This is a genomic window from Agrobacterium sp. GD03872 (genome assembly GCF_029840625.1).
Lineage (GTDB): Bacteria > Pseudomonadota > Alphaproteobacteria > Rhizobiales > Rhizobiaceae > Agrobacterium > Agrobacterium fabrum_A.
The window spans coordinates 368747-392874 of record NZ_JAOCCY010000002.1 but is presented as its reverse complement, the minus strand read 5'-3'; the positions used below and the strand labels follow the sequence as shown (position 1 = coordinate 392874).

Sequence of the window (24128 nt, the reverse complement as noted above, 5' to 3'; positions counted from 1 at the left end):
ATCCTGTGGAATTGCGGGCTATCTAGCGTTTCAGGCCCGGTTTTGCAATTGACCTTGCCGCGATCTCGGCAAACTAATGCCGCATGACCGTTCAAAACGACAATCGCCCCCCTCTCCGTCTTGTCCGCCTTGCCCATGGCGCAGGCCTCGACTTGCCCTCTTATGAAACCGGCGGCGCCGCCGGCATGGACCTGCGCGCAGCGGTGCCCGCGGATGCGCCGCTGACCTTGAAACCCGGCGAACGCACGCTGGTGCCGACCGGTTTCGTTTTCGAGGTTCCGGCCGGTTACGAGGCGCAAATCCGTCCCCGTTCCGGCCTCGCCATCAAGAACGGCATTACCTGCCTCAACTCCCCCGGCACGGTGGACAGCGATTATCGCGGCGAGGTGAAGGTCATTCTCGCCAATCTCGGGCAGGATGATTTTGTCATCGAACGCAGCATGCGCATCGCCCAGATGGTAATCGCGCCGGTGACGCAGGTTGCGGTAAGCGAAGTGGCGGAAACCTCCGAAACGGTGCGTGGTACCGGCGGTTTCGGCTCCACCGGCGTCTAGCCACACCGCCGGTCCGTCAGAACCTTCAGACCGCTTTTACGTGAGGCGACGCACCCGTGCCGTCCGGCTTGGTGCGTGGGAGAGCCGATTGTTTTTGCCCGGCAATTTCGCTATGGATCTGGCAGCTTTTCGGGATGTACGATCATGACACTGACCACGATTTTTGCCTATGCCACCGCACTCTTCATCGCCGCCGCCATTCCAGGCCCCGGCATGACGGCGATCGTGGCGCGGGCGCTGGGATCGGGTTTTCGGGAAACCTTCTTCATGGGCCTCGGGCTGATATTGGGCGACATGATCTACCTGACCGGCGTGATACTTGGTCTGGCATTTGTGGCGCAAACCTTTCAGGAAGCCTTCATGGTCCTGAAATTCGCCGGTGCCGCCTATCTCCTTTATATCGCCTGGAAGCTGTGGACTGCAGGCCTGCTGCCGCAGGACCTGAAGGCGAAAAAAAGCACCAGCATGCCCATGTCCTTCCTGTCCGGCCTGCTGATCACACTCGGCAATCCGAAAACCATGCTGTTTTACGTGGCGCTGGTGCCGACGCTGATCGATATCCGCATGATCGGCCCTTCGGAATATGCGACACTTCTCGCCCTTACCTTCGTCGTGCTGATGGCGGTTCTGCTGCCCTATATCCTGCTTGCGGCCAAGGCGCGTAACCTGCTGAAGAGGCCGAGCGCCCTGACGATCCTCAACCGTACGGCGGCGGGCATTCTGGCGGGAACCGCGACCATGATCGCGATCCGCAGCACCTAAAATAATTTCGTGCATTTATCTGGCTTATCGGGAAATTTTTCCGGTAAACCAGCCATATAAGGATGAACGTTCGCTAGCCTGACAGGGCGATTGCTCCTATTCTGCCGCTCAAATCTTGCGGTCACCGTCGTGTGGCCTTCATACGGGAGAGCACCATGCCTGAAGCCAGAAAGCCCGGACGCGGACGCGTCTATTCCTCGATTACGGAAACTATCGGCGACACGCCGATCGTGCGGCTGGACAAGCTGGCAAAGGAAAAGGGCGTAAAGGCCAACCTCCTCGCCAAGCTGGAGTTTTTCAACCCCATCGCCTCCGTCAAGGACCGCATCGGCGTCGCCATGATCGAAGCGCTGGAAGCGCAGGGCAAGATCACTCCCGGCAAAACGACGCTGGTGGAACCGACATCAGGCAACACCGGCATCGCGCTTGCCTTCGCCGCCGCCGCCAAGGGTTACAAGCTGATCCTGACCATGCCTGAAACCATGTCGGTCGAGCGCCGGAAGATGCTGGCCCTGCTCGGCGCAGAACTGGTGCTGACCGAAGGCCCCAAGGGCATGAAGGGCGCAATCGCCAAGGCGCAGGAACTGGCCGAGACCCTGCCTGATGCGATCATTCCGCAGCAATTCGAAAACCCCGCCAATCCGGAAATTCACCGCAGGACCACGGCGGAAGAAATCTGGAACGACACCGACGGCACGGTCGATATTCTCGTCTCGGGCATCGGCACCGGCGGCACCATCACCGGCACGGGCCAGGTTCTGAAATCCCGCAAACCGGAAGTGAAGGTCATTGCGGTCGAGCCTGCCGACAGCCCGGTTCTTTCCGGCGGCAACCCCGGCCCGCACAAGATTCAGGGCATCGGCGCCGGTTTTGCACCTGCGATCCTCGACACCGGCATTTATGACGAGATCGTCACCGTGACCAATGACGAGGCTTTCGAAATTGCGCGTCTGGCGGCAAGGCTCGAAGGTGTGCCGGTTGGCATCTCCTCGGGCGCGGCACTGGCGGCGGCGATCAAGGTCGGCGCGCGCGATGAAAATGCCGGCAAGAACATTGTCGTCATCATTCCTTCCTTCGCCGAACGTTACCTCTCGACCGCGCTTTTCGAAGGTCTTGGGCTCTAAACACATCATCCGATGCGCGCAGTCGCGGACCAAATGAGCGAATATTCGATATGCCGCTGGCCTTGCCGGCGGCATATCGGTTTTCAAGACGCCTCGCATTCGACCGCGCCCATGCGATGCCTTTCAAATCCTTTTTTGCCTGTCCCTACCCCGAACGTCTGAATTCATTGGAGGGCATGCGCCATACTTCCAAGAGCAACGCCCAAGCACCAAGGTTCTAGGCCACCACCGTCAGCCTTTCGCCTGCGATACGATAGGACACCGCTTCCGCTATATGGATGCGGCCAACCGTCTGCCTGCCCTCCAGATCGGCCAGAGTGCGGGCAACCTTGAGAATGCGATGATATCCCCGCGCGGAAAACTTCAGCCGTTCGGCGGCATCGCGCAACAATTGCAGCCCGGATGCATCCGGTTCGGCATATTTTTCGATCAGCGCCGTCGCACAGCGGGCATTGGTGCGGATGGCAGGAAACCCCGTTGACGCATAACGCTCCTGCTGGGCAAGGCGCGCCCGGGCCACACGGGCCGCAACCGCCGCGCTCGGCTCAGATGCAACGGGTCGGATGAGATCGGTAGCGGAAACGGCGGGAACGTCGATACGGATATCAATACGATCCAGCAGCGGGCCGGAAATACGGGCCTGATAATCGGTCACACAGCGCGGGCCTCGGGCGCAGGAGAAACCCGGCTCTCCCGCCATGCCGCAGCGGCAGGGGTTCATGGCGGCCACGAGCTGGATTTCCGCCGGATAGCTGACGCGGTGATTGGCGCGTGCGATGATGCACTCGCCGGTTTCCAGCGGCTGGCGCAGCGCATCCAGCACCTGCGGCGAAAACTCCGGGAACTCATCGAGAAAAAGAACGCCGTGATGGGCAAGCGAGGCCTCACCCGGTTTGGCGCGCAGCCCGCCGCCGATCAGCGCCGCCATGGTGGCGGAATGGTGCGGGGTGCGGAACGGCCTGCGATCCGAAAGCTTGCCGCCCGATAATTGGCCGGCGATGGAATGAACCATCGACACTTCCAGCAACTCCGCCGCCTCAAGCGGCGGCAGGATGGAAGGCAGGCGGGCGGCGAGCATGGATTTGCCCGAACCGGGCGGACCGACCATCAGCAGATTGTGGCCGCCAGCCGCCGCCACCTCCAGCGCGCGCCGGGCGCTTTCCTGCCCTTTGATATCCGCCAGATCCGGCAAATTAACCGGATTGGCGCGGATGGCGGCTGTCGGGCGCGATAGGAGCTGGGTGCCACGAAAATGATTGGCAAGCGCTATGAGGCTGCGCGGGGCGAGAATATCGATACCGGCGCCGGCCCAGGCCGCCTCCGGCCCGCTTTCAGCGGGGCAGATCAGGCCCTTGCCGAGGGCATTGGCCCCCATGGCGGCCGGCAGCGCGCCTGAAACCATGCCGATGGTGCCATCGAGATTGAGTTCGCCGAGAACCACATATTGGCCAAGCGCTTCCGCCGGTATGGCGCCCAAGGCGGCCATGAGGCCAAGCGCAATGGGAAGATCGAAATGCGACCCTTCCTTTGGCAGATCGGCCGGTGCGAGATTGACAGTGACTTTTTTCGCCGGCAAGGCCAGCCCCGAAGCATGCAGGGCGGCCTGAACCCGCTCCCGGCTTTCGGCCACCGCCTTGTCCGGCAGGCCGACAATCTGGATGCCGACCTTTCCGGGTGCGACCATGACCTGCACCTCGACGGGCACACCCTCTATGCCCTGAAATGCAACCGTGTTGACCCTTGCCACCATGGCCTGCCCCCGCAAACCGGTCGCGCCATCAGAACCTCATGCTCCGCGGCCGCCACCCGCAAGCAACGTGCCACAGAGCAAAGAATAAAACAAGAACATTCGGCGAACAATTTCTCGCTGACGATGTATTTTAGTTGTGTCTAGTTGTGCTTGCGGAACAAAGCTGGATCGGCGAGAGGTCGCGTCAGAAATCCTGAGATTCGCGCTTTTTCTCGATCGCATCCCACAACAGGCTTGCGACATCGGCGCCGCCGAATTTCCGCACTTCGCGGATGCCGGTGGGCGACGTGACGTTGATTTCCGTCATATAGTCGCCGATCACATCAATGCCGACAAAGAGGAAACCGCGTTCACGCAGGGCGGGACCGATGCGGCGGCAGATTTCCTTTTCGCGCGCCGTCAATTCCGTCGGCTCCGGCCGGCCGCCGGCATGCATGTTGGAGCGGGCATCGTTTTCCGCCGGCACGCGATTGATCGCGCCCACCGGTTCGCCATCCACCAAAAGGATACGCTTGTCGCCCTTGCGGACGTCAGGCAGATATTGCTGGGCGATATAGGGTTCGCGGAACATCTGGCCGAACATTTCAAGCAGGGAGGAGAAATTGCGGTCGTCGCGTGCCGAGTGGAAAACGCCCGCGCCGCCATTGCCATAAAGCGGCTTGAGGATGATATCGCCCATTTCGTTGCGGAAGCGGGCAATTTCGGCCACATCCTTGGTGATCAGCGTCTTCGGCATCAGATCGGCGAATTCGGTGACGAAAATCTTTTCCGGCGAGTTGCGCACCCAGGCGGGATCATTGACAACAAGCGTCCTGGGATGAATGCGCTCCAAGAGATGGGTGGAAGTGATATAGGCCATGTCGAAGGGCGGATCCTGGCGCAGATGGATGACATCCATGGTCGACAGATCGACACGCTCCGGTTCGGACAGGGAGAAATGATCGCCCTTGATGTCGCGCAGTTCCATCTGCTCGACGGTGGCGTAAATCTTGCCGTCACGCATGGAAAGACGCTCGGGCGTATAGTGGAACAGCCGGTATCCGCGCGCCTGCGCCTCAAGGCTCATGGCGAAGGTGGAGTCACCGGCGATGTTGATGCCGGAGACATGATCCATCTGGATCGCGACGTTCTTGATCTTCGCCATGCGCATTTTCCTCTTGCGGCATGCGGACGCTTCGCCGGTCCGCAATGCCCATTGCCCCGTCTTTTCAAGCTTTCTGGCAGGACCGGAAAAACGCCGGAAGTGCTTCAGAAAACCCTGAAGATGTAGGGCAGCGACCGTTCAAAGGCAACTGCTGCAAGCGGTGGTTTGTGTGAGTTTTATTGAACCTTCACAAATCTGCCGGCGATGCCACATGGGCCCGCCGGCTGCGACATGGCACAGGGTTCAGGCCGCCAGCTTGTAGGAGCGGCCGGCAAACAGCTTGTTCTTGACGCGGTAGGCCAAGGCCAGCGCCTTGGGGAACGGACGGCGCATGAAGGCGACCTTGCGGACATAATCATCCACCCGCCAGGTGGCCCATGTTCCCGCAGGAAAATAAGCAACGTCGCCCACGCGCAGGATGCTGACAGAACCGTCTTCGGCCGTTACATGCACCTCGCCTTCCAGAATATAGACGGTTTCGTCCCAGCCGAAGAACCAGCGGAATTCGCCCGCGGTGCAATCCCACATGGCGGTGCTGGAGGCGCGGTCGCCGCTTCGGGAGTGATCCGCCGCGCGGGCGTGCGGATTACCGGAGATGATCCAGTCAGGATTGATGGGGGCCGGCTGGAGCCGCAGATCCGTGCAGGATGCACTGACGACGGTTTCGTCTTTTTGTCTGCGCAGATAGGCCGGCAAAACCGGCACCGTGCGGATCGCCATGGTTGCAGCCGCCGCGAACATCATTTTGAACGACATATGAAAAAACCCCCGTGATATATTGGAGGTCTTCTATCATCGGGATCGTAACAAAGCGGTTTTGACAATCGGCGCAATTTTAATCATCGCGCCGATTTCTTCCGATGCGCTCAGGCCGTCGCCAGCTGAACGGATTGCGCGCCGACCTGCTCCGTCTTGCCGGCAATGCGCTTGCCGGTTTCACCGGAGAAGAAATGCAGCTTTTCCGGCGCGATCGTGACGGAGAGCGCGGAGGGAACCTCGACATCCGGCGGAAAGGCCACGGTCAGCGTCTGGTCGCCGATCGTGCCGTGGATGAGGCGTTGCGAACCCAGCTCCTCGATATAATCGACACGGAGGGCGAAACCCTGCTCACCCGCAGCGGCCAAGCGGAAATCCTCCGCGCGCATGCCCACTGTCACCGGCCCGGAGACTGGGGCGAAGCCATTCAATGCAAAGAGCGACGGACCGATGGCGAGGCTGTCGCCATGCAATTCGCCATTCAACAGGTTCATGGCCGGGGAGCCGATGAAGCTCGCGACGAAGGTGGAGGCCGGCGTGTGATAGACATCCAGCGGCGCGCCGATCTGTTCGATGCGGCCGCCATTCAGCACCACCAGACGGTCGGCCAGCGTCATGGCCTCCAGCTGGTCGTGGGTAACATAAATGGAGGTGGTGCCGAGGCGCTTTTGCAGGCGCTTGATTTCGCCGCGCATGGAGACACGCAGCTTGGCATCGAGGTTGGACAAAGGTTCGTCGAACAGGAAGGCCGCCGGTTTGCGCACGATGGCGCGGCCCATGGCGACACGCTGCCGTTGACCGCCGGAAAGGGCGCGCGGCTTGCGATCCAGATAGGGTTCGAGCTGCAGCATACGCGCGGCTTCGGCCACACGCGCGTCGATTTCCGCCTTTGGAGTCTTGCGGTTCTTCAAGCCATATTCCAGGTTCTGGCGCACCGACATATGCGGGTAAAGCGCATAATTCTGGAATACCATGGCGATATCGCGGTCGGCGGGATCGGCCTGATTGACCACCCGGTCGCCGATCTTCACCGTGCCTTCGGAGATGTCCTCCAGCCCGGCAACCATGCGCAGAAGCGTGGACTTGCCGCAGCCGGAAGGGCCGACGAGAACGATGAACTCACCGTCCCTGATGTCGATGTCGACGTGATGCACGGCGCGCACGCCGCCATGATAATCCTTGCAGACCTGACTGATTTCTATCGCGGCCATTTCGGTCTCCTTATTTATCGCTCTCGGTGAGGCCCTTGATGAACCAGCGCTGGAAAATGACGACGATCAGCACCGGCGGCAGCATGGCCAGAACGGCAAGCGCGAAAGCTTCGTTGTAATCGGGAATTTGCGAGCCGACCCAGACCTGCAGGATCGACTTGATGCCGCGCATCAGGGTGAAGAAACTCTCATCCGTCGTCATCAGCATCGGCCAGAGATACTGGTTCCAGCCATAAACGAACATGATGATGAAGATCGCCGCCATCATGGTGCGCGACAGCGGGATGATGACATCGATGAAGAACTTGAACGGCCCTGCCCCGTCGATGCGGGCGGCCTCCAGCAATTCTTCCGGAATGGATTTGAAGAACTGCCGGAAATAGAAGGTGCCTGTCGCCGAGGCGAGAAGCGGCACGATCAAGCCGGTATAGGAGTTCAAGAGGCCGAGTTTGCTCATCACCTCATAGGACGGCATGATGCGCACTTCGAGCGGCAACAGCAGCGTGGTGAAAATGATCCAGAAGGCAAGCGTGGCAAAGCGGAAGCGGAAATAGACGATCGCATAGGCCGCCGTCATCGACAGGACGATCTTGCCGACGGCAAAACCGATGCCGAGGATCAGCGAGTTGATCACCATGTTGAGGCCGGTGATCTGCCCGGTGAAACCGCCCTTCTGGGTCAGGACCTTTTCATAGGTCTCGACGAAATTGTCGCCGGGAACGATCGCCAGACCGCTGCGGTGAATTTCCGCCGCCGTATGCGTGGAGGTCATGAAAGCCACGACAACAGGCAAAATCAGGAAAAGCGCACCTACTATCAGCACCAGATGATCGAGGGGTTTTGTCTTGTACATCGTCTTTTCCCTCAATTGTAATGGATGCGCTTCTCGATGAAGCGGAACTGGATAATGGTGAGGACGAAGACGACCAGCATCAGGATGACGGACTGTGCTGACGAACCGCCAATGTCATTGCCGCGGAAACCATCGAGAAACACCTTGTAGACCAGCGTGATCGGGTTATTCGCCGCCTTGTCCTTCACCATAACGTCGATGACGCCGAAGGTGTCGAACAGCGCATAGGTGATGTTGATGATCAGCAGGAAGAAGGCCGTGGGCGCCAGAAGCGGCATGATGACCGTCCAGAACCGGCGGAAGCCCGAACGGCAGTCGATGGCGGCTGCCTCCCGGACGGAAACGGGCACACCCTGGAGGCCAGAGAGGAAGAAGATGAAATTATAGGGAATCTGCTTCCAGACCGCGACCACGACCATGGCGAAGGCCGTATCGAAATAATTGAGGCCGACCTTCATGTCCCAGCCGAAAAATGCGGCCATTTTGACGAAGGGGCCGATATGCTGGTCGAAAAACATCATGCCGATGAGGCCGGCGACCGGCGGCGCGATGGCATAGACGGAAATCAGCAATGTCTTGTATGTCGAACTGCCGCGAATGACCGCATCGGCCTTGACTGCCAGCAAAAGACCGAGCGCCAGCGAAAAGAAGGTCACCAGCACGGTAAAAACGACCGTGAACTTGGCGATATTGAGATATTCCGGATTGAATATCGCATCCGAATAATTGGCGAGGCCCACGAATGAGGCCCCGAACCCGAAAGGGTCTTCGAGATAAAAGGAAGACTGGATGGCCTGAACGGACGGCCAATAGAAAAAGATGAAGATCACCGCAAGCTGCGGCGCCAGAAACAGATAGGGCACGAAAGACGAGGAGAACTGCACGCGCTTCATGCCGGCTTCAGCGGGCTTGGCGGGTTTTCCAGCCTTTGCGGACCAGCCGGATAAAAACCGGCGCGGTTGAGACGATGTATAGGCCACGCTTGCGCCTCCTTATCCAGAAGCGAGCCTCCCTTCCATCGGAAAGGAGGCTCGACAACGATCGTTGGTTTCGAAAAGATCGATCAGCCGGCCGTCTTGGCGAAACGGGCCAGAAGGTCGTTACCTTCCTTCTCGATGATCTCGAAAGCAGCCTTCGGCGTGACTTCGCCGGAGAAGATGCGGTTGTATTCACGCTCCATCACGGCGCGGATCTGCGGATAGAAACCGAGGCGATAACCCTTGGACCATTCGCCGCCCGGCAGCGAAAGCTGCTGGATACCGACTTCCGCGACCGGCTTTTCCTTGTAGAAGCCTTCAGCCTTGGCCTTTTCGTAAGCAGCCTTGGTGATGGCGACGTAACCGGTAGCCTTGTGGTAGAAGACCTGGATTTCCGGCGAGGTCAGGAACTGGAAGAAGTCAGCCACGCACTTGTTTTCGGCTTCGGACTTGCCGGACATGGCGAAGAGGGCAGCGCCGCCGATGAAGGAGTTGGTGCCAGCGCCCTTGATGGAACCCCAGTAGGGAAGGAAGGTTGCCGAGAACGGCATGGTTGCCGTCTTCTGCAGGCCGCCGAAAGAACCCGAAGAACCGATCCAGAAGGCAACCTTGCCTTCTTCGAACGGCTTCTGGTTGTCGTTCCAGCCGGCGCCGTAATAGGCGAACAGGCCCTTGTCCTTCCAGTCCTTGAGCTTGTCGAACATCATGACGAGGTTCGGGTCGGTGACCTTGAGCTTGGTGTCGGCGACGCTGTCGTAACCGTTATTGTTGGTGGCGAACTGGATGTTGTTGCGGGAGAAGAAATTCTCCGTGAACTGCCAGGTCAGCTGCGACTGAACGAGCGGAATGTAGCCGGCTTCCTTAAGCTTCGGCGCAACCTGCTCGAACTCTTCCCAGGTCTTCGGCGCCTCGACGCCGGCCTTCTTCAGGGCTTCGTCGTTGACATACATGATGGGAGCGGAGGAGTTGAACGGCATGCCGACAAACTTGCCGTCGGCAGCAGCGTAGAAATAACGCACGCCGTTGATGAAGGCCTCGCGGTCGAACTTGTAACCGGCCTTATTGATCAGGTCTTCGGCAGGAATGACAGCGCCCTTGGCGTTGATGATGGTGGCGGCGCCAGCGTCAAAGACCTGGAGGATGTTCGGCTGTTCGCCAGAGCGGAAAGCAGCGATGCCGCTGGCCAGCGCTTCTTCGTAGGAGCCCTTGGAAACCGGCGTCAGAGCGCATTCCTTCTGGGCTTCGTTGAACTTCTGCGAGACTTCGTTGATGACTTCGCCGTTACGGCCACCCATGCCATGCCACCAGGTGATGTTGGTCGCAGCCATGGAAGACGTCGCCGAAATGCTGACGGCCACCGCGGCCATGGAAATCTTCTTCAACATTACTAAATCCTCTCCACCATTTATTGGTATGAGGATGCGAATAGAGGCGTTCCATGACGCCTCTTTAACAGTTTCATGTCAGATTTGTTACGGCGCCTCTCAATAGCCTCCGCTCCCGCAAGAACGCATAGCTCAAGCACCGTCTCGCACTATCGGACGGGCCGGATTTCCGACAACCGTCGCGCCTGGCCGCACATTGCGCGTGACCACCGAACCGGCGCCGACAATCGCGCCGTCACCAATGGTGATGCCGGCCAGAAGGATCGCCCCGCCGCCGATCCAGACATCTCGCCCGATCGTCACAGGCTTTGCGATTTCAATGCCTTGTGCGCGCGGCGCGGGGTCCAGATGGTGTTCCGCGCAATAGATCTGCACCGCAGGCCCCAGCATCGCGCCATCGCCTATCGTGACCTTCGCGGAATCGAGAATGGTGCAACCGGCATTGAGATAGACATTCTTGCCCAGCGTGATGTTGATGCCGTAAGCGCAATGAAACGGCGCCTCGAGAAATGCACCCTCCCCGACAAAAGCAAAGAGCGCGCGCAGCAGCGGCGCAATCGCCCCGCGCTCATCCGGGGGCATCGTATTGTGCTGGTGGACGGCCCCTCGTGCCCGCCAGCGCAATATATCCAGCTCGGCATCCATGCAGCTGTACCATTCGCCCGCGGCCATCTTTTCCCGCTCGGTGGACATTGGTTCCCTCCCCTCAAAAGGCGTCGATAAAGTGCTGCGGCAGGCGTCGCGGCGAAACGGCGATGATATCGAAACGCAGCGAAAGGCGCCCGGCATCCTTGCGCCGGGAGAGCCAGAGATCGGCCGCGGCCCGGATGCGTTGCTGCGAATGGAAACCGACGGCGTCGACAGCCACGGCACCCGACGGTCGCGCCTTGACCTCGATTATGACGAGCAAGTCCTTCTTGCGGGCGATGAGATCGATTTCCCCCAGCCGGGTGCGATAACGAATGGCGAGGATGCGATATCCCTTTACCAGCAGATAAAGAGCGGCCCAATATTCCGCGGCATGGCCGCGTCGCTCGGCCTTGCGCCTTTTGTGAGTGCGCCCGTCAGCGGCCATCCGTTTCCTTCATGTCCAGCAGCCTTTGATAAAGCTCCTTGCGCGGCAGGCCCGTCAGCTTTGCCGCTTCACCTGCCGCCCTGGCGGCGGGCATGCTGGCGACGAGATCCTTCAGAAGCTTCTCGACATCCTCGATATCGGGAATCTCGTCATAGGAGGGCGGCTCCACCAGAAGCACGATCTCACCCTTCACCACGCGGTCGCCATCGTAATAATCGGCAAGTTCGCCGAGCGTGCCGCGCCGGAATTCCTCGAAGGTCTTGGTCAGCTCGCGGCAGACCACGGCGCGGCGGTCGCGGCCGAGCACTTCCGAGGCAACCTTGACAGAAGCGCCGATGCGATGCGGCGATTCAAAGAAGATGAGAGTGGCGGGAATTTTTGCCAGTTCGGCAAAACGGTCGCGCTTGCCGCGGTCCTTCACCGGCAGGAAACCTGCGAACAGGAAGGCGTCACTCGGCATGCCAGAGCCCACGAGGGCTGCGAGCGGCGCGGATGCGCCCGGCACCGGCACGACACGGTGGCCGGCTTCAAGCGCCAGTTGGCCGAGGCGATAACCGGGATCGGAAACAAGCGGCGTTCCGGCATCCGAGACCAGCGCCACGGATTTTCCCGCCTCCAGCGCCGCGATGAGCTTCGGCCCCGCCTCGTTTGCATTATGCTCATGATAGGCAAGCGGGCGCGTGCGGATGCCGTAACGTTCGAGCAGGATGCGGGTGACGCGGGTATCCTCGCAGGCGAGGACATCGGCCGAGGCCAGCGTTTCCAGCGCACGGATGGTGATATCGCCGAGATTGCCGATGGGGGTAGCAACCAGATAAAGCGCCGGTTCCAGCGGCCGCGCAGGAATGGTGGCCGCGCCGATCCTGAAGCTCTTTGTCGCATCGCTGGTGTTGTTGTTCGATATTTCTTCCGTCACACGGCTTCCAATCATTCTGGCCGATCATTCCCGGCCGGTCGCTCCGGTTTCCTCTCTTTATGGGCAATTGAAAACCGGCGAACAAGGTCCACGGATGCCCCTAGCCTGTGGATCGTGCTGTATAGCAGCAAAATGAGCCGCAGCAGAGGCACTCGGCTCTTGCATTTTCTGCAATAACTCTGCCATTTTGCCCGTCCACATTGTCCGGCTTTTCCGCCGGTGAAGACTCTTCTTGCCGATCCGGCGGTGGCCGGTTCGCAACGGTTGAAAGCGGTAGCGTCCATGCGTATTACTCTTGAGCGGTCGAACCTTCTGAAATCGCTGAACCACGTCCACCGGGTCGTCGAGCGTCGCAACACGATCCCGATCCTGTCCAACGTGCTCCTGCGCGCCTCCGGCGCCAATCTGGACATGAAAGCGACCGACCTCGATCTCGAAATCACCGAAGCGACACCGGCCATGGTGGAGCAGGCCGGCGCCACCACCGTGCCGGCGCACCTGCTTTACGAAATCGTGCGCAAGCTGCCTGACGGTTCCGAGGTACTTCTGGCGACCAACCCGGACGGCTCCACAATGACGGTCGCTTCCGGCCGTTCGAAGTTTTCCCTGCAGTGCCTGCCGGAAGCGGATTTCCCTGACCTGACCGCCGGCACTTTCAGCCACACCTTCAAACTGAAGGCCCCCGATCTGAAGATGCTGATCGACCGCACGCAGTTTGCGATCTCGACCGAAGAAACACGTTATTACCTGAACGGCATTTTCTTCCACACCATCGAAAGCAATGGCGAGCTGAAGCTGCGCGCCGTCGCCACGGACGGCCATCGCCTGGCCCGCGCCGATGTGGATGCGCCCTCCGGTTCCGAGGGCATGCCGGGCATCATCATTCCGCGCAAGACCGTCGGTGAACTGCAGAAGCTGATGGACAATCCGGAGCTGGAAGTCACCGTCGAGGTCTCGGATGCGAAAATCCGCCTGACCATCGGCTCGGTCGTTCTGACCTCGAAGCTGATCGACGGCACCTTCCCCGATTACCAGCGCGTCATCCCGACCGGCAACGACAAGGAAATGCGTGTCGATTGCCAGACCTTCGCGCAGGCTGTCGACCGCGTTTCAACCATTTCTTCCGAGCGCGGCCGCGCGGTGAAGCTGGCTTTGACCGATGGCCAGCTGACACTGACTGTCAACAATCCGGATTCGGGCAGCGCGACGGAAGAAGTGGCCGTCGGTTACGACAATGATTCGATGGAAATCGGCTTCAACGCCAAATATCTCCTCGATATCACCTCGCAGCTTTCCGGCGACGACGCGATTTTCCTGCTGGCGGATGCCGGTTCGCCGACGCTCGTTCGCGACACTGCAGGCGACGATGCGCTTTATGTTCTGATGCCGATGCGCGTTTAAAGCGGTTCTTTTTTCTCGATTTAGTCAAAAAACGCCGATGGATCGCTCCATCGGCGTTTTTGATTCGGCTGTCCGTTCATTTCAGAGCGTAAGCGAATTTTTCCAGTTACGACATTTTGCCTTGTTTTTGCGCCAAATGGGATCAACATTGCTTAACAGTTTTTTGACAATGACCAAATGCATCTGAGGGGAATTATGGCACTTAACCTGAAGCAACGCCTTGAACAGAAATTCGAGGAAGAAATCCGCTTTTTCAAGGGCATGGTCAGCCAACCGAAAAAAGTCGGAGCCATCGTCCCGACATCGTCGATCACGGCGAAAAAAATGGCGAGTGTCATTAATCCCCATTCCGGCCTGCCGGTTCTCGAACTCGGCCCGGGCACCGGCGTCATCACCAAGGCCATTCTGGCGCGCGGCATCAAGCCGGAGAATCTGACGGCCATCGAATATTCGACCGATTTCTATAATCAGCTGCTCAAAAGCTATCCGGGCGTCAATTTCATCAATGGCGACGCCTTCGATCTCGATGCGACGCTCGGCGAACACACGGGCCAGATGTTCGACAGCGTCGTCTCCGCCGTGCCGTTGCTCAATTTCCCCATGGCCGCCCGCGTCAAGCTTCTCGACGAGTTGCTGAAGCGTGTGCCGCACGGCCGTCCCGTTGTGCAGATATCCTACGGTGCGATCTCCCCGATCGTGGCGCAGCCGCATCTCTACCATATCCGCCATTTCGATTTCATTGTGCGCAATATTCCGCCGGCGCAATTGTGGACCTATACTCGGGCCTGATCACCCGGCAGAATGGGCGAGGCCGTCATTTCGCGGTCGCGACGGATGGTTAGGGTGTCAAATTACTCTTTCCATCACCCTGAGGACTGATCTTCATGCATGCGCTCTACATCACCCACCCCCAGGTCAAGATCGACCCAATGGTTCCGGTCCCTGAATGGGGGCTTTCTGACAGGGGTGCCGAGCGGGCGCGCGAGGCGAGCCTCCTTCCCTGGGCGCAGGCATTGCGGCGCATCGTTTCCAGCGCTGAAGCCAAGGCGATCGAAACCGCCCGCATTCTTGCCGAAACATCCGGTGCGAAGATAGAAATCATCGAGGCGATGCATGAAAACGACCGGTCCGCCACCGGCTTTCTGCCGCCGCCGGAATTCGAAAAGGCGGCAGACTGGTTCTTCGCCCATCCGCAGGAGAGTTTTCACGGCTGGGAGCGGGCAATCGATGCGCAGGCCCGGATCGTCGGCGCGGTCAAAGTCGTCCTCGACCGGCACGACCCGCAGCAACCGATCGCCTTTGTCGGTCATGGTGGCGTGGGCACGCTTTTGAAATGCCATATTGAAGGCCGTGGCATCAGCCGCAGCAAGGACCAGCCGCCGGGCGGCGGCAATCTCTTCCGCTTTTCCATCGCCGACTTTTCTCTTGCAGCCGCGTCCCCCACATGCGACTGGACGGCAATGGAAACATGGCAGGGATAAGACAATGACCGCGCGCGAAAAACTCATCGTCGGGCTCGATGTTCCGACTGTGCAGCAGGCCGAAGAGATTGTCTCGAAAATCGGTGACGAGGTTCTGTTCTACAAGATCGGTTACCAGCTGGTATTCGCAGGCGGCCTCGAATTCGCGCGTGACCTTGTTGAGAGCGGCAAGAAAGTCTTTCTCGACATGAAACTGCTCGATATCGATAATACCGTCGCCTCCGGCGTTGAAAACATCGCCCGCATGGGCATGTCGATGCTGACCCTGCATGCCTATCCGAAAGCGATGCGCGCCGCAGTCAAGGCGGCGGAAGGTTCCGGTCTCTGCCTGCTGGGCGTCACCGTGCTGACCTCGATGGATGACAGCGATCTGGTGGAAGCCGGTTACGCCTCGGACGCCCGTTCGCTCGTGCTGCGCCGGGCGGAACAGGCGCGTGAAGCGGGCATGGGCGGTATCGTCTGTTCAGCGGAGGAATCGACCGCCGTGCGCGCAATCCTCGGCCCCGATCTTGCCGTCGTCACCCCCGGCATTCGCCCGGCCGGCGCGGATCTCGGCGACCAGAAGCGGGTGATGACACCTTACGACGCCATCAAGGCCGGTTCGAGCCATCTGGTCGTTGCCCGCCCCATCGTCAAGGCCGAAGACCCGAAGGCGGCAGCCCGCGCCATTCTGGACGACATGCTGCGCGCCAGCTTCCCGGCAAATCAATAGGGCAATTGAAGGAGACGGCAATGGCCAAGGGATACTGGATCGCCCGCGTCGATGTGCGCGACAATGAGCGCTACAAGGACTATGTCACGACCGCAAAACCCGCCTTCGAGCGGTTCGGCGCCAATTTTCTGGCCCGTGGCGGTGCTTTGACCGAGCTGGAAGGCAAGGCGCGCGCGCGCAACGTCATCATCGAGTTCCCCTCCGTGCAGCACGCCATCGATTGCTACAACTCGCCGGAGTATCAGGCGGCGGCAAAAATCCGCCAGGAAGTCTCGGATGCGGAGATGATGATCGTCGAAGGGATTTGACGGACATCAACCGCATTTCCAAAACCGGCGCCAAAACTAGCCTCGGCCGCGCGACAACATCTCTTCACGTGTGCGCGGCTTTGGGCTAAGAGACTGAAAAACACTTTATCGACAGCTTCTGAGGAGCCTCCCATGACCTTGGCCAACCTTCCACCCCTCGTCACCGTTTTCGGCGGTTCGGGTTTTGTCGGGCGGCATGTCGTGCGGATACTCGCCAAGCGCGGTTATCGCATCCGCGTCGCCGTGCGGCGTCCCGATCTCGCCGGTTTCCTGCAACCGCTCGGCAATGTCGGCCAGATTTCCCTCGCCCAGGCGAACCTGCGTTACCGCGATTCCATCGTCAAAGCCGTGGAAGACGCCGACCATGTCGTCAATTGCGTCGGCATCCTGACTGAAAGCGGCCGCAACACCTTTGACGCCGTCCAGGAATTCGGTGCGAAAGCCATCGCCGAGGCGGCCCGCGATGCCGGCGCCACGCTGACGCATATCTCCGCCATCGGTGCGGACGCCAGTTCGCCCACCGGTTATGGCCGCACCAAGGGCCGCGCCGAGGCCGCCATCCATTCCGTCCTGCCTGGCGCCGTGATCCTGCGTCCGTCGATCATTTTCGGACCGGAAGACGATTTCTTCAATAAATTTGCCAAGATGGCCCGCAACATGCCGTTCCTGCCGTTGATCGGCGGCGGAAAAACCAGGTTTCAGCCGGTCTATGTCGAGGATGTGGCGGAAGCCGTTGCCCGCAGCGTCGATGGCAAGCTGAAGTCCGGAGCCATCTATGAGCTTGGCGGTCAGGATGTCATGACGTTCCGCGACTGTCTCGAGGCCGTTCTTGCCGCGACCTATCGGGAGCGGCCCTTCATCAACCTGCCCTTCGGCGTCGCTTCGATGATCGGCAAGATCGCTTCAATGGTGCCGCTGATTACGCCGCCGCTGACGCCCGACCAGGTGACCATGCTGAAGAAGGACAACGTCGTTTCCGCCGAAGCCGAAAAGAACGGCCTGACGCTGGAAGGCATCGGCATCACCCCCGTTCGCGTCGCTTCGGTTCTGCCCTCCTACATGGTGCAGTATCGCCCGCACGGCCAGTTCTCGAACGCTGGCAAAGCCGCCTGAGACCACCCCCGGGCGTCAGGCATTTAAACGGAAGCGGGAATCTTTCCCGCTTTTTGTTTTTGTGCAATTCAATCGCAACCAAACCGTTATTGGCGCATTTTCCCCTCAACTGCAGGGGAGGTGCATCATCGATTGGGGCGATTTGAAAAGCCGGGTAATTTTAAGCGGCCATCCGGCCTCCACAGGCAAGCGTGGCACAAGCGCAACTATGGAAAAGACTTCGTATTAACCCGGTATTCAACAAGCTGCTTTATTGATATTCGCCACATTCCAAACATATCCCGCACCCTCAATTCACACATAGCGGCATGATCCGCGCGAACGAACGTCTGAAAGGCAATCATAAAATGGGCAGATCTATCGCACTCTTTTTTGCGTGTGCGGCTTTGGTGGTTCTGGCGGGTTCTTTCATGGCACCGGGAACGGTTGCAGCGGGCAAGAGCGGCTGCGCTCCCGCCTATGGTGTCGACCCCTGCGCAACGGCTTCGATCAGCACCAACTGATTGGCCTCTACAGCTTTCAAACAAAAAAGCGCCTCCGGTTTTCCGGGGCGCTTTTTTGTTTTTGGTCCAATGGAAGAGACCGGGTCAGCCAATGACCAGAAGCGCGACCAGTCCCAGCGAACCGATGGCGATTCGCCACCAGGCGAAGGGCGCAAAGCCCCGCCGCGAGACGAAATCCAGCAGAGAGCGCACGACGAAGAGGCCCGAGACAAAAGCGGCGATGAAACCAACGGCAATCAGCGCGCCGTCATCGAAGCTCAGCGCATCGCGGTTCTTGTAAAGATCGAGCGTAAAAGCGCCGAGCATGGTCGGCATCGCGAGAAAGAACGAGAATTCGGCGGCGGAACGTTTGTCCGTTCCCATCAGCAGCGAACCGACAATGGTGGCGCCGGAGCGCGAGGTGCCGGGAATCATCGCGAGGCACTGGAAGATGCCGATCTTGAAGGCGAGCGACGGCGGATAATCCATGATGTCGGTATATTTCGGCTTCAGCGGCATGCGGTCGACCGCAAGCAGAATGACGCCCCCGATGATCAGCACCACACAGATGAGCATCGGCGTTTCAAACAGCACTGTCTTGATGAAGTCATGCGCCAGCGCACCGATCACCGCCGCCGGTAAGAAGGCGAGAATGACGGCCAGCACGAAACGACGCGCCTTGGCGCTGGTCGGCAGCGCCAAGGCTATCGACACAAGCTTTTGAAAATAAACAAGAAGGATCGCAAGGATCGCGCCGAGCTGGATGAGGACGGCAAAGGTGTTGCCGGGCGATTTGAAACCAAGGAAGTGTCCGACCAGCAGCACATGCGCCGTTGAGGAGACAGGAATGAACTCCGTCAGACCCTCGATAATGCCCAGCAGAAGCGCGCTGATGATCGATTGGTCACCCATGAGGTATCCTTCTTTTCAGGGGGAAAGTGGCAATGGAAGGCAATTGCGTTAAACTTGTTTTAAAGTAGCCAAGCTTTTATAGCGTCTTGATGAAGTGAAACTGAAAAGTTTTTCGGCAAATGCCGATCATGACAACCAATCGTAAAAATTGAGTACCGATGCCAACTCTCTATCACTCCCCGATGTCGACCGCATCCCGGTTCGTTCGTCTGATCCTTGCGGAATACGGGTTCCAGACCGATCTCGTGGAGGAGCAACCGTGGGAAAGACGGCGGGAGTTTCTGGCGCTCAATCCTGCCGGCACCCTGCCGGTCTATCTCGATGATAACATGCGTTCCCTCAGCGGACCTTATGTGCTTGCGGAATTTCTCGATGAAACGCATGGGGTTCTGAAGCGCGACCGTCGGCTTCTTGCCGAAGACCCGTTTCAGCGCGCGGAAATCCGCCGCCTGACGGAATGGTTTCTGCAGAAGATGGAAAATGACGTGACCCGGCCGCTGGTCCGCGAGCGGGTCTACAAATTGCAGATGACGGCGGCGCAGGGTGGCGGGCCGCCGGATTCCAAGCTGCTGCGCACCGCCCGCAACAATATCCGCCAGCACATCAAATATCTGGAATGGCTGGCCGGCTCGCGCACCTGGCTGGCGGGCGACCGGTTGAGTTATGCCGATCTTGCCGCGGCTGCCGCGGTCTCGGTGCTCGATTACCTCGGTGAGATCAACTGGCTCGAAGCGCCAATCGCCAAGGAATGGTATCAGCGGATAAAATCCCGGCCTTCCTTCCGGCCGTTCCTCAGCGAGCGCATTCCGCGCCTTGCCCCTTCCTCCCACTACGCCGATCTGGACTTCTGAGGTCTGTGGCCTCCGGGTTATTTGCTGTGGCCTGCAGCTGCATCTAAAGCATGTCGTTGTCCCGAAACCGCTGCACACTTTCGGGCGACATGCATTATATATGCCGCAGAATAACCCGCAGGAGAAACGACCATCGACGTCGCGAGCGAAAAGCAGCGGATACGCGCGCATAAACTGACGGACTTCGTTCGTCAGGAAGCGCTTTCGCTTGGCTTCGATCTCTGCCGCATCACCGCCCCGGACAGTATTCCGCTCGCGCCGGAACGGCTGAGACAGTTTCTCGACAATGGCTATCACGGCACGATGGCGTGGATGGAGGAAACCGAGGCCCGACGTGCCGAACCGAAAACGCTGTGGGGAGACGTGCGCTCCATCGTCATGTTCGGCCTCAATTATGGTCCCGAGGAAGATCCGCGCGATCTGCTTTCCAAACCCGACAAGGCGGCCATTTCGGTCTATGCCCGCAATCGCGATTATCACGACATCATCAAGGGGCGGCTGAAGGAAATCGCCACCCGTTTTGCCGCGCGTGCCGGCGAGGATGTGAAGGTCTTCGTCGATACCGCACCCGTCATGGAAAAACCGCTTGCCGCCGCCGCCGGCCTCGGGTGGCAGGGCAAGCACACCAACCTCGTCAGCCGCACCCATGGCTCATGGCTGTTTCTCGGCAGCATGTTCACCACGGCCGAACTCTGTCTTGACGAGGCCGAGAAGGATCATTGCGGCTCCTGCCGCGCCTGTCTCGATGCCTGTCCGACGGCCGCCTTCCCCTCGCCCTATCAACTGGATGCACGCCGCTGCATTTCCTATCTCACCATTGAGCACAAGGGGCCGATCCCGCACGAATTCCGGCCGATGATCGGCAATCGCATCTATGGCTGTGACGATTGCCTCGCCGCCTGTCCGTGGAACAAGTTCGCGGCCAGCGCTTCCGAGATGAAACTGCAGGCGCGCGAGGATCTGAAGGAACCCTCCATCGCCTTCCTGCTGACGCTCGATGACGCCGCCTTTCGCAGTTTCTTCAGCGGCTCGCCCGTCAAGCGCATCGGCCGCAATCGCTTCATCCGCAATGTGCTGATCGCGGCAGGTAACTCAGCCGACCGGCAATTTGTGGAGCAATGCAAGGCGCTTGCCGAAACCGACCCCTCGCCGGAGGTGCGCGGCATGGCCGCATGGGCCTTGTCGCGGCTTATGGACAGGGAGGAATTCCGTACATACTCTGCCAGTCGCGCGCCGGAGACTGATCCGGAGGCGGAAATGGAATGGCAACTGGCAGAGGCGTGAAGCATGCATGTGATGATTTTCGGCGCGGGATATTCGGGAAAAGCCATCGCAAACGCGCTGAAAGACGAGGCTGCAATTATTTCCGGCACGACACGCAGCCGGGAGAAGTTGCCGAGCCTCGCAGCCGCCGGCATGACGCCGCTCCTCTTTGACGGCGTTCACCTCGATGACGATCTCGTTGCCGCAATGGGCAATGTCACCCATCTCGTGCAATCCATCGCGCCGGGCAAGGATGGGGATCCGCTGCTTGCGTTGCTGGGCGACGATCTGAAAAAGCTTCTGCTCAATCTGAAGTGGGTCGCCTATCTTTCGACCGTCGGCGTTTATGGCGACCATGGCGGCGCCTGGGTGGACGAGACAACACCCTGCAGTCCGGTTTCCGCCCGCTCCGTGGAACGGGTGGCTGCCGAAACCGCCTGGGCTGAAGCAGCCCGAAAGGCGGATGCGCCGCTTTCCATCCTGCGCTTATCCGGAATTTACGGCCCCGGGCGCAACGCCTTCATGAATTTCGAGAAGGGAACGGCGCGGCGGCTGGTGAAGAAGGACCAGGTTTTCAACCGCATCCGCGTCGAGGATATCGGTGCCGCACTTGCCTTTCTGGCACGGAAAAACGAACGCGGCATCTTCAACGTGACCGATGACGAACCCTGCCCGCCACAGGATGTGGTGAGCTTTGTAGCGACCCTGATGGGTGTGGAGCCGCCACCCGAACAGGCCTTCGAGACCGCCGATCTGACGCCCATGGCGCGCTCTTTTTATGGCGAGAACAAGCGCGTTTCCAACGCCAGAATACGCGATCTTGGCTTCGATTTCCGCTTTCCGGAGTACAGGCTCTCCCTGAAACAATTGTGGGAAAACGGCCTCTGGCGCGGCTGAGAATGCCACCATCGAAAGCGATGAAAAATTCTTCCAACCGGGCTTTTGCGGATGGTTTTCGTCTTATTTCAGCTAATTAGGACTTTATTAACCATCCAAAAATCGCTAAAATCATAGTCATTAGAAAAATATTTCACTCACATTTCGTGAAGTGGATTCACGAAGCCGTGACTTGCAATAGCATTTCCATTGAGCGTTGATTCTGCATTATTTTTCCGAATTGTGACAGGAAGGGCCTTATGACGCCTTTCCGGCTAACGATCACGAATATTACATACTGTAACAGTTCGTGATTTGAGGTCAGCTTTTTTTCGCCATTTTTCCCTCGCCCTACAATCTTGCATCAAAAGGCGTTCAGGTCAGTTTCTGGCCGTTTAGCAAGGGCACAATCAATCGGCGCGGGGCCGATTTTCAGGAAAGCACAGTTTGTTGAATATCCGTCGTATAACTTTCACCGCTGCAACTATTGCCGCCTGTTCCATCATTGCGCCTCTTCAGGCGAATGCGGCAAATGGTTGCGGAGGCGCATCGTGGTATGCGTTGACCTCCAAGACTGCTTCGGGCGAGCGCATGAACGCCGCCAACCTTACCGCCGCTCACCGCTCTCTGCGGTTCGGCACCAAGGTCAAGGTCACCAATGCGCGCAACGGCAAGGCCGTGATTGTTCGCATCAACGACCGCGGTCCGTTCATCAAGGGCCGCGTTCTCGATCTTTCCAAGGCAGCCGCCAAGAACATCGGCATGATCAACTCCGGCACCGCCAAGGTCTGCTACGAGGTCGTCAAGGCCGATTGAGCCTTGCCCTCGCCGCCATTCGCGTCTACCAACCGGGCTTAGCACAGGAACGAGGTAGACAATGCGTTTAGGCGGGCGTTTGGCCGGAGCAATCGAAGTATTGGCGGATATTGAGGGGCGCAGGCGTCCCGTCGCCGATGCTCTGAAAGATTGGGGCCTTGCCCATCGTTTCGCCGGTTCCGGCGACAGGGCCGCAATCGGCAACATCGTCTATGACGCGCTGCGCATGAAACTGTCGCACGCCTGGTTGATGGATGACGACAGCGCTGCCTCGCTTGGTTATGCCGTGCTGCTGCGCCAATGGGGCAAAAGCTTTTCGGACCTTTCGGCGGAATTCGACGGCGACAAATTCGCCCCAGCCGCGCCCGACGGGGAGAGGCAGCAAGCCTTTCTCTCTCGTTCCCTCGATGACGCGCCGGCCCATATTCAGGGCGATATTCCCGAATGGGTGCAATCTTCCCTCGAAACGGCATTCGGAGAGCGCTGGCTCGCCGAGGCGCAAGCGCTGAACGAGCGGCCCACGCTCGATCTTCGCGCCAACACCTTGAAAGCGACCCGCGACAAGGTGCTGAAGGCTTTGGAAGAGAGCGGCGCTGAAGCCACGCATATCGCCCGGCAGGGCGTGCGCATTCCCGCCGGCGAAGGCCCTTCCCGCCTGCCGAACGTCACCGCCGAACTGTCCTTCCAGAAAGGCTGGTTCGAAGTGCAGGACGAAGGCTCGCAGATTGTTGCCGACCTTGCCGGCGCGCATGAAGGCGAACAGATCCTCGATTATTGCGCCGGCGGCGGCGGCAAGACGCTGGCCATGGCTGCCAGCATGAACAACAAGGGTCAGGTCCACGCCTTTGACGCCGACCGTAAGCGCCTTGCGCCGATCATCGAACGGCTGAAGCGAGCCGGTACACGCAATGTGCAGGTGCACGACCGCGCCTCCGGCCTTACGCCGTTCCAGGAAAAATTCGACCGCGTTCTGGTCGATGCGCCCTGCACCGGCACCGGAACATGGCGCCGCCGCCCCGACACCAAATGGCGGCTGACGGCCCGCAATCTGGAAGAGCGTGTGCAGCAGCAGGGCGAGGCGCTTTCACAGGCCAAGGGTTTCGTGCGTCCGGGCGGCGAATTGCTTTATGTCACCTGTTCCGTTCTACCTGAGGAGAACGAGCAGCAGGTCAGACGTTTCTGCGAGGAAAATCCAGAGTTCGCCATCGGTTCCGCTCTGGAACGCTGGCAGACGACTTTCGGCGCAAATGCGAACAAACCCCATTCCTCTGACGGAAAGACAGTCACGCTGACGCCTGCAACCACAGATACGGACGGTTTCTTCTTCTGCTTGATGAAACGCAAAGCATAAAAGCCGATTTGCACGCAGCGATTTTACTTGGAAAATACCGCACTGGCTTGTTTCA

25 protein-coding genes are annotated in these 24128 nt (G+C 59.3%); 14 read left to right on the top strand and 11 right to left on the bottom strand.

Annotated elements, in window-relative coordinates; genetic code table 11:
* Positions 1-83 precede the first annotated feature (83 nt).
* The 3 genes from dut (at position 84) to cysK (ending at position 2440) form a co-directional block, all read left to right on the top strand.
* A complete protein-coding gene (gene dut, locus N5D22_RS05900) occupies positions 84-554 on the top strand; it encodes a dUTP diphosphatase (protein WP_279654768.1) in 471 nt (156 codons plus the stop codon).
* 144 nt (positions 555-698) lie between these two features.
* Positions 699-1316: a LysE family translocator gene (locus N5D22_RS05895; protein WP_279654767.1), complete on the top strand. Its 618-nt coding sequence runs from the start codon at positions 699-701 to the stop codon at positions 1314-1316.
* A gap of 155 nt (positions 1317-1471) precedes the next feature.
* A complete protein-coding gene (gene cysK / locus N5D22_RS05890) occupies positions 1472-2440 on the top strand; it encodes a cysteine synthase A (RefSeq protein ID WP_279654766.1) in 969 nt (322 codons plus the stop codon).
* Between the two features lie 217 nt (positions 2441-2657).
* Here cysK and N5D22_RS05885 read toward each other — a convergent pair whose 3' ends face one another.
* The 10 genes from N5D22_RS05885 to rsmI form a co-directional block, all read right to left on the bottom strand.
* On the bottom strand, positions 2658-4190 hold the full coding sequence (locus tag N5D22_RS05885) for a YifB family Mg chelatase-like AAA ATPase (protein ID WP_279654765.1): 1533 nt from the start codon (positions 4188-4190) through the stop codon (positions 2658-2660).
* Positions 4191-4374: 184 nt separating this feature from the next.
* Positions 4375-5334, bottom strand: a complete 960-nt coding sequence (gene gshB, locus N5D22_RS05880; RefSeq protein ID WP_279654764.1) for a glutathione synthase — start codon at positions 5332-5334, stop codon at positions 4375-4377.
* Between the two features lie 243 nt (positions 5335-5577).
* The gene (locus N5D22_RS05875; RefSeq protein WP_279654763.1) at positions 5578-6090 is read right to left on the bottom strand and encodes a cupin domain-containing protein; all 513 of its coding nucleotides are present in this window, start codon (positions 6088-6090) and stop codon (positions 5578-5580) included.
* A gap of 110 nt (positions 6091-6200) precedes the next feature.
* Positions 6201-7301 (bottom strand): sn-glycerol-3-phosphate import ATP-binding protein UgpC, encoded by a 1101-nt coding sequence (locus tag N5D22_RS05870; RefSeq protein WP_279654762.1) that lies wholly within the window; start codon positions 7299-7301, stop codon positions 6201-6203.
* A 10-nt stretch (positions 7302-7311) separates the two neighbouring features.
* On the bottom strand, positions 7312-8154 hold the full coding sequence (gene ugpE, locus N5D22_RS05865; RefSeq protein ID WP_279654761.1) for a sn-glycerol-3-phosphate ABC transporter permease UgpE: 843 nt from the start codon (positions 8152-8154) through the stop codon (positions 7312-7314).
* A gap of 11 nt (positions 8155-8165) precedes the next feature.
* Entirely contained in the window at positions 8166-9134 is a 969-nt protein-coding gene (locus N5D22_RS05860) for an ABC transporter permease subunit (protein ID WP_279654760.1), read from the bottom strand.
* 83 nt (positions 9135-9217) lie between these two features.
* Positions 9218-10516, bottom strand: a complete 1299-nt coding sequence (locus N5D22_RS05855) for an extracellular solute-binding protein (RefSeq protein WP_279654759.1) — start codon at positions 10514-10516, stop codon at positions 9218-9220.
* Positions 10517-10648: 132 nt separating this feature from the next.
* Positions 10649-11209: a sugar O-acetyltransferase gene (locus N5D22_RS05850; protein ID WP_279654758.1), complete on the bottom strand. Its 561-nt coding sequence runs from the start codon at positions 11207-11209 to the stop codon at positions 10649-10651.
* Between the two features lie 13 nt (positions 11210-11222).
* Positions 11223-11591: a YraN family protein gene (locus N5D22_RS05845; RefSeq protein WP_279654757.1), complete on the bottom strand. Its 369-nt coding sequence runs from the start codon at positions 11589-11591 to the stop codon at positions 11223-11225.
* Entirely contained in the window at positions 11581-12522 is a 942-nt protein-coding gene (rsmI, locus tag N5D22_RS05840) for a 16S rRNA (cytidine(1402)-2'-O)-methyltransferase (protein ID WP_279654756.1), read from the bottom strand. The genes N5D22_RS05845 and rsmI overlap by 11 nt, the downstream gene beginning before the upstream one ends.
* Before the next feature lie 267 nt (positions 12523-12789).
* On the opposite strand from rsmI, the gene dnaN reads away from it, so the two are divergent.
* The 6 genes from dnaN (at position 12790) to N5D22_RS05810 (ending at position 17522) form a co-directional block, all read left to right on the top strand.
* Positions 12790-13908 (top strand): DNA polymerase III subunit beta, encoded by a 1119-nt coding sequence (gene dnaN, locus N5D22_RS05835; RefSeq protein WP_279654755.1) that lies wholly within the window; start codon positions 12790-12792, stop codon positions 13906-13908.
* 195 nt (positions 13909-14103) lie between these two features.
* The gene (pmtA, locus tag N5D22_RS05830) at positions 14104-14697 is read left to right on the top strand and encodes a phospholipid N-methyltransferase PmtA (RefSeq protein WP_279654754.1); all 594 of its coding nucleotides are present in this window, start codon (positions 14104-14106) and stop codon (positions 14695-14697) included.
* 95 nt (positions 14698-14792) lie between these two features.
* The gene (locus N5D22_RS05825) at positions 14793-15389 is read left to right on the top strand and encodes a phosphoglycerate mutase family protein (protein WP_279654753.1); all 597 of its coding nucleotides are present in this window, start codon (positions 14793-14795) and stop codon (positions 15387-15389) included.
* A gap of 4 nt (positions 15390-15393) precedes the next feature.
* Positions 15394-16101 carry an orotidine-5'-phosphate decarboxylase gene (gene pyrF / locus N5D22_RS05820; RefSeq protein ID WP_279654752.1) on the top strand — a complete coding sequence of 236 codons (708 nt, stop codon included), beginning with the start codon at positions 15394-15396 and terminating at the stop codon, positions 16099-16101.
* Between the two features lie 20 nt (positions 16102-16121).
* Complete coding sequence (locus N5D22_RS05815; protein WP_279654751.1) at positions 16122-16409, top strand: DUF1330 domain-containing protein; 288 nt, start codon at positions 16122-16124, stop codon at positions 16407-16409.
* Between the two features lie 132 nt (positions 16410-16541).
* Positions 16542-17522, top strand: a complete 981-nt coding sequence (locus N5D22_RS05810) for a complex I NDUFA9 subunit family protein (RefSeq protein WP_279654750.1) — start codon at positions 16542-16544, stop codon at positions 17520-17522.
* Positions 17523-18109: 587 nt separating this feature from the next.
* Here N5D22_RS05810 and N5D22_RS05805 read toward each other — a convergent pair.
* Positions 18110-18916 (bottom strand): undecaprenyl-diphosphate phosphatase, encoded by an 807-nt coding sequence (locus N5D22_RS05805; protein WP_279654749.1) that lies wholly within the window; start codon positions 18914-18916, stop codon positions 18110-18112.
* Between the two features lie 158 nt (positions 18917-19074).
* Here N5D22_RS05805 and N5D22_RS05800 point away from each other — a divergent pair, with 158 nt between their 5' ends.
* The 5 genes from N5D22_RS05800 (at position 19075) to N5D22_RS05780 (ending at position 24073) form a co-directional block, all read left to right on the top strand.
* On the top strand, positions 19075-19767 hold the full coding sequence (locus N5D22_RS05800) for a glutathione S-transferase family protein (protein ID WP_279654748.1): 693 nt from the start codon (positions 19075-19077) through the stop codon (positions 19765-19767).
* 132 nt (positions 19768-19899) lie between these two features.
* Positions 19900-21051, top strand: coding sequence for a tRNA epoxyqueuosine(34) reductase QueG (queG, locus tag N5D22_RS05795; protein ID WP_279655040.1), 1152 nt, complete (start codon positions 19900-19902; stop codon positions 21049-21051).
* A gap of 3 nt (positions 21052-21054) precedes the next feature.
* Positions 21055-21927: an SDR family oxidoreductase gene (locus tag N5D22_RS05790; RefSeq protein WP_279654747.1), complete on the top strand. Its 873-nt coding sequence runs from the start codon at positions 21055-21057 to the stop codon at positions 21925-21927.
* A 426-nt stretch (positions 21928-22353) separates the two neighbouring features.
* Positions 22354-22722 (top strand): septal ring lytic transglycosylase RlpA family protein, encoded by a 369-nt coding sequence (locus N5D22_RS05785; RefSeq protein ID WP_065114667.1) that lies wholly within the window; start codon positions 22354-22356, stop codon positions 22720-22722.
* Positions 22723-22783: 61 nt separating this feature from the next.
* Positions 22784-24073: an RsmB/NOP family class I SAM-dependent RNA methyltransferase gene (locus N5D22_RS05780; RefSeq protein ID WP_279654745.1), complete on the top strand. Its 1290-nt coding sequence runs from the start codon at positions 22784-22786 to the stop codon at positions 24071-24073.
* Positions 24074-24128: the final 55 nt, after the last annotated feature.

Coding starts and splice junctions, on each gene's coding strand:
- N5D22_RS05885 (WP_279654765.1), bottom strand. CDS start 4,190: ATGGTGGCAAGGGTCAACACGGTTGCATTTCAGGGCATAGAGGGTGTG.
- N5D22_RS05800 (WP_279654748.1), top strand. CDS start 19,075: ATGCCAACTCTCTATCACTCCCCGATGTCGACCGCATCCCGGTTCGTT.
- N5D22_RS05850 (WP_279654758.1), bottom strand. CDS start 11,209: ATGTCCACCGAGCGGGAAAAGATGGCCGCGGGCGAATGGTACAGCTGC.
- N5D22_RS05805 (WP_279654749.1), bottom strand. CDS start 18,916: ATGGGTGACCAATCGATCATCAGCGCGCTTCTGCTGGGCATTATCGAG.
- N5D22_RS05870 (WP_279654762.1), bottom strand. CDS start 7,301: ATGGCCGCGATAGAAATCAGTCAGGTCTGCAAGGATTATCATGGCGGC.
- N5D22_RS05810 (WP_279654750.1), top strand. CDS start 16,542: ATGACCTTGGCCAACCTTCCACCCCTCGTCACCGTTTTCGGCGGTTCG.
- cysK (WP_279654766.1), top strand. CDS start 1,472: ATGCCTGAAGCCAGAAAGCCCGGACGCGGACGCGTCTATTCCTCGATT.
- N5D22_RS05780 (WP_279654745.1), top strand. CDS start 22,784: ATGCGTTTAGGCGGGCGTTTGGCCGGAGCAATCGAAGTATTGGCGGAT.
- pmtA (WP_279654754.1), top strand. CDS start 14,104: ATGGCACTTAACCTGAAGCAACGCCTTGAACAGAAATTCGAGGAAGAA.
- N5D22_RS05825 (WP_279654753.1), top strand. CDS start 14,793: ATGCATGCGCTCTACATCACCCACCCCCAGGTCAAGATCGACCCAATG.
- dut (WP_279654768.1), top strand. CDS start 84: ATGACCGTTCAAAACGACAATCGCCCCCCTCTCCGTCTTGTCCGCCTT.
- dnaN (WP_279654755.1), top strand. CDS start 12,790: ATGCGTATTACTCTTGAGCGGTCGAACCTTCTGAAATCGCTGAACCAC.
- pyrF (WP_279654752.1), top strand. CDS start 15,394: ATGACCGCGCGCGAAAAACTCATCGTCGGGCTCGATGTTCCGACTGTG.
- N5D22_RS05815 (WP_279654751.1), top strand. CDS start 16,122: ATGGCCAAGGGATACTGGATCGCCCGCGTCGATGTGCGCGACAATGAG.
- gshB (WP_279654764.1), bottom strand. CDS start 5,334: ATGGCGAAGATCAAGAACGTCGCGATCCAGATGGATCATGTCTCCGGC.
- N5D22_RS05845 (WP_279654757.1), bottom strand. CDS start 11,591: ATGGCCGCTGACGGGCGCACTCACAAAAGGCGCAAGGCCGAGCGACGC.
- N5D22_RS05855 (WP_279654759.1), bottom strand. CDS start 10,516: ATGTTGAAGAAGATTTCCATGGCCGCGGTGGCCGTCAGCATTTCGGCG.
- ugpE (WP_279654761.1), bottom strand. CDS start 8,154: ATGTACAAGACAAAACCCCTCGATCATCTGGTGCTGATAGTAGGTGCG.
- N5D22_RS05790 (WP_279654747.1), top strand. CDS start 21,055: ATGCATGTGATGATTTTCGGCGCGGGATATTCGGGAAAAGCCATCGCA.
- N5D22_RS05875 (WP_279654763.1), bottom strand. CDS start 6,090: ATGTCGTTCAAAATGATGTTCGCGGCGGCTGCAACCATGGCGATCCGC.
- rsmI (WP_279654756.1), bottom strand. CDS start 12,522: ATGATTGGAAGCCGTGTGACGGAAGAAATATCGAACAACAACACCAGC.
- N5D22_RS05895 (WP_279654767.1), top strand. CDS start 699: ATGACACTGACCACGATTTTTGCCTATGCCACCGCACTCTTCATCGCC.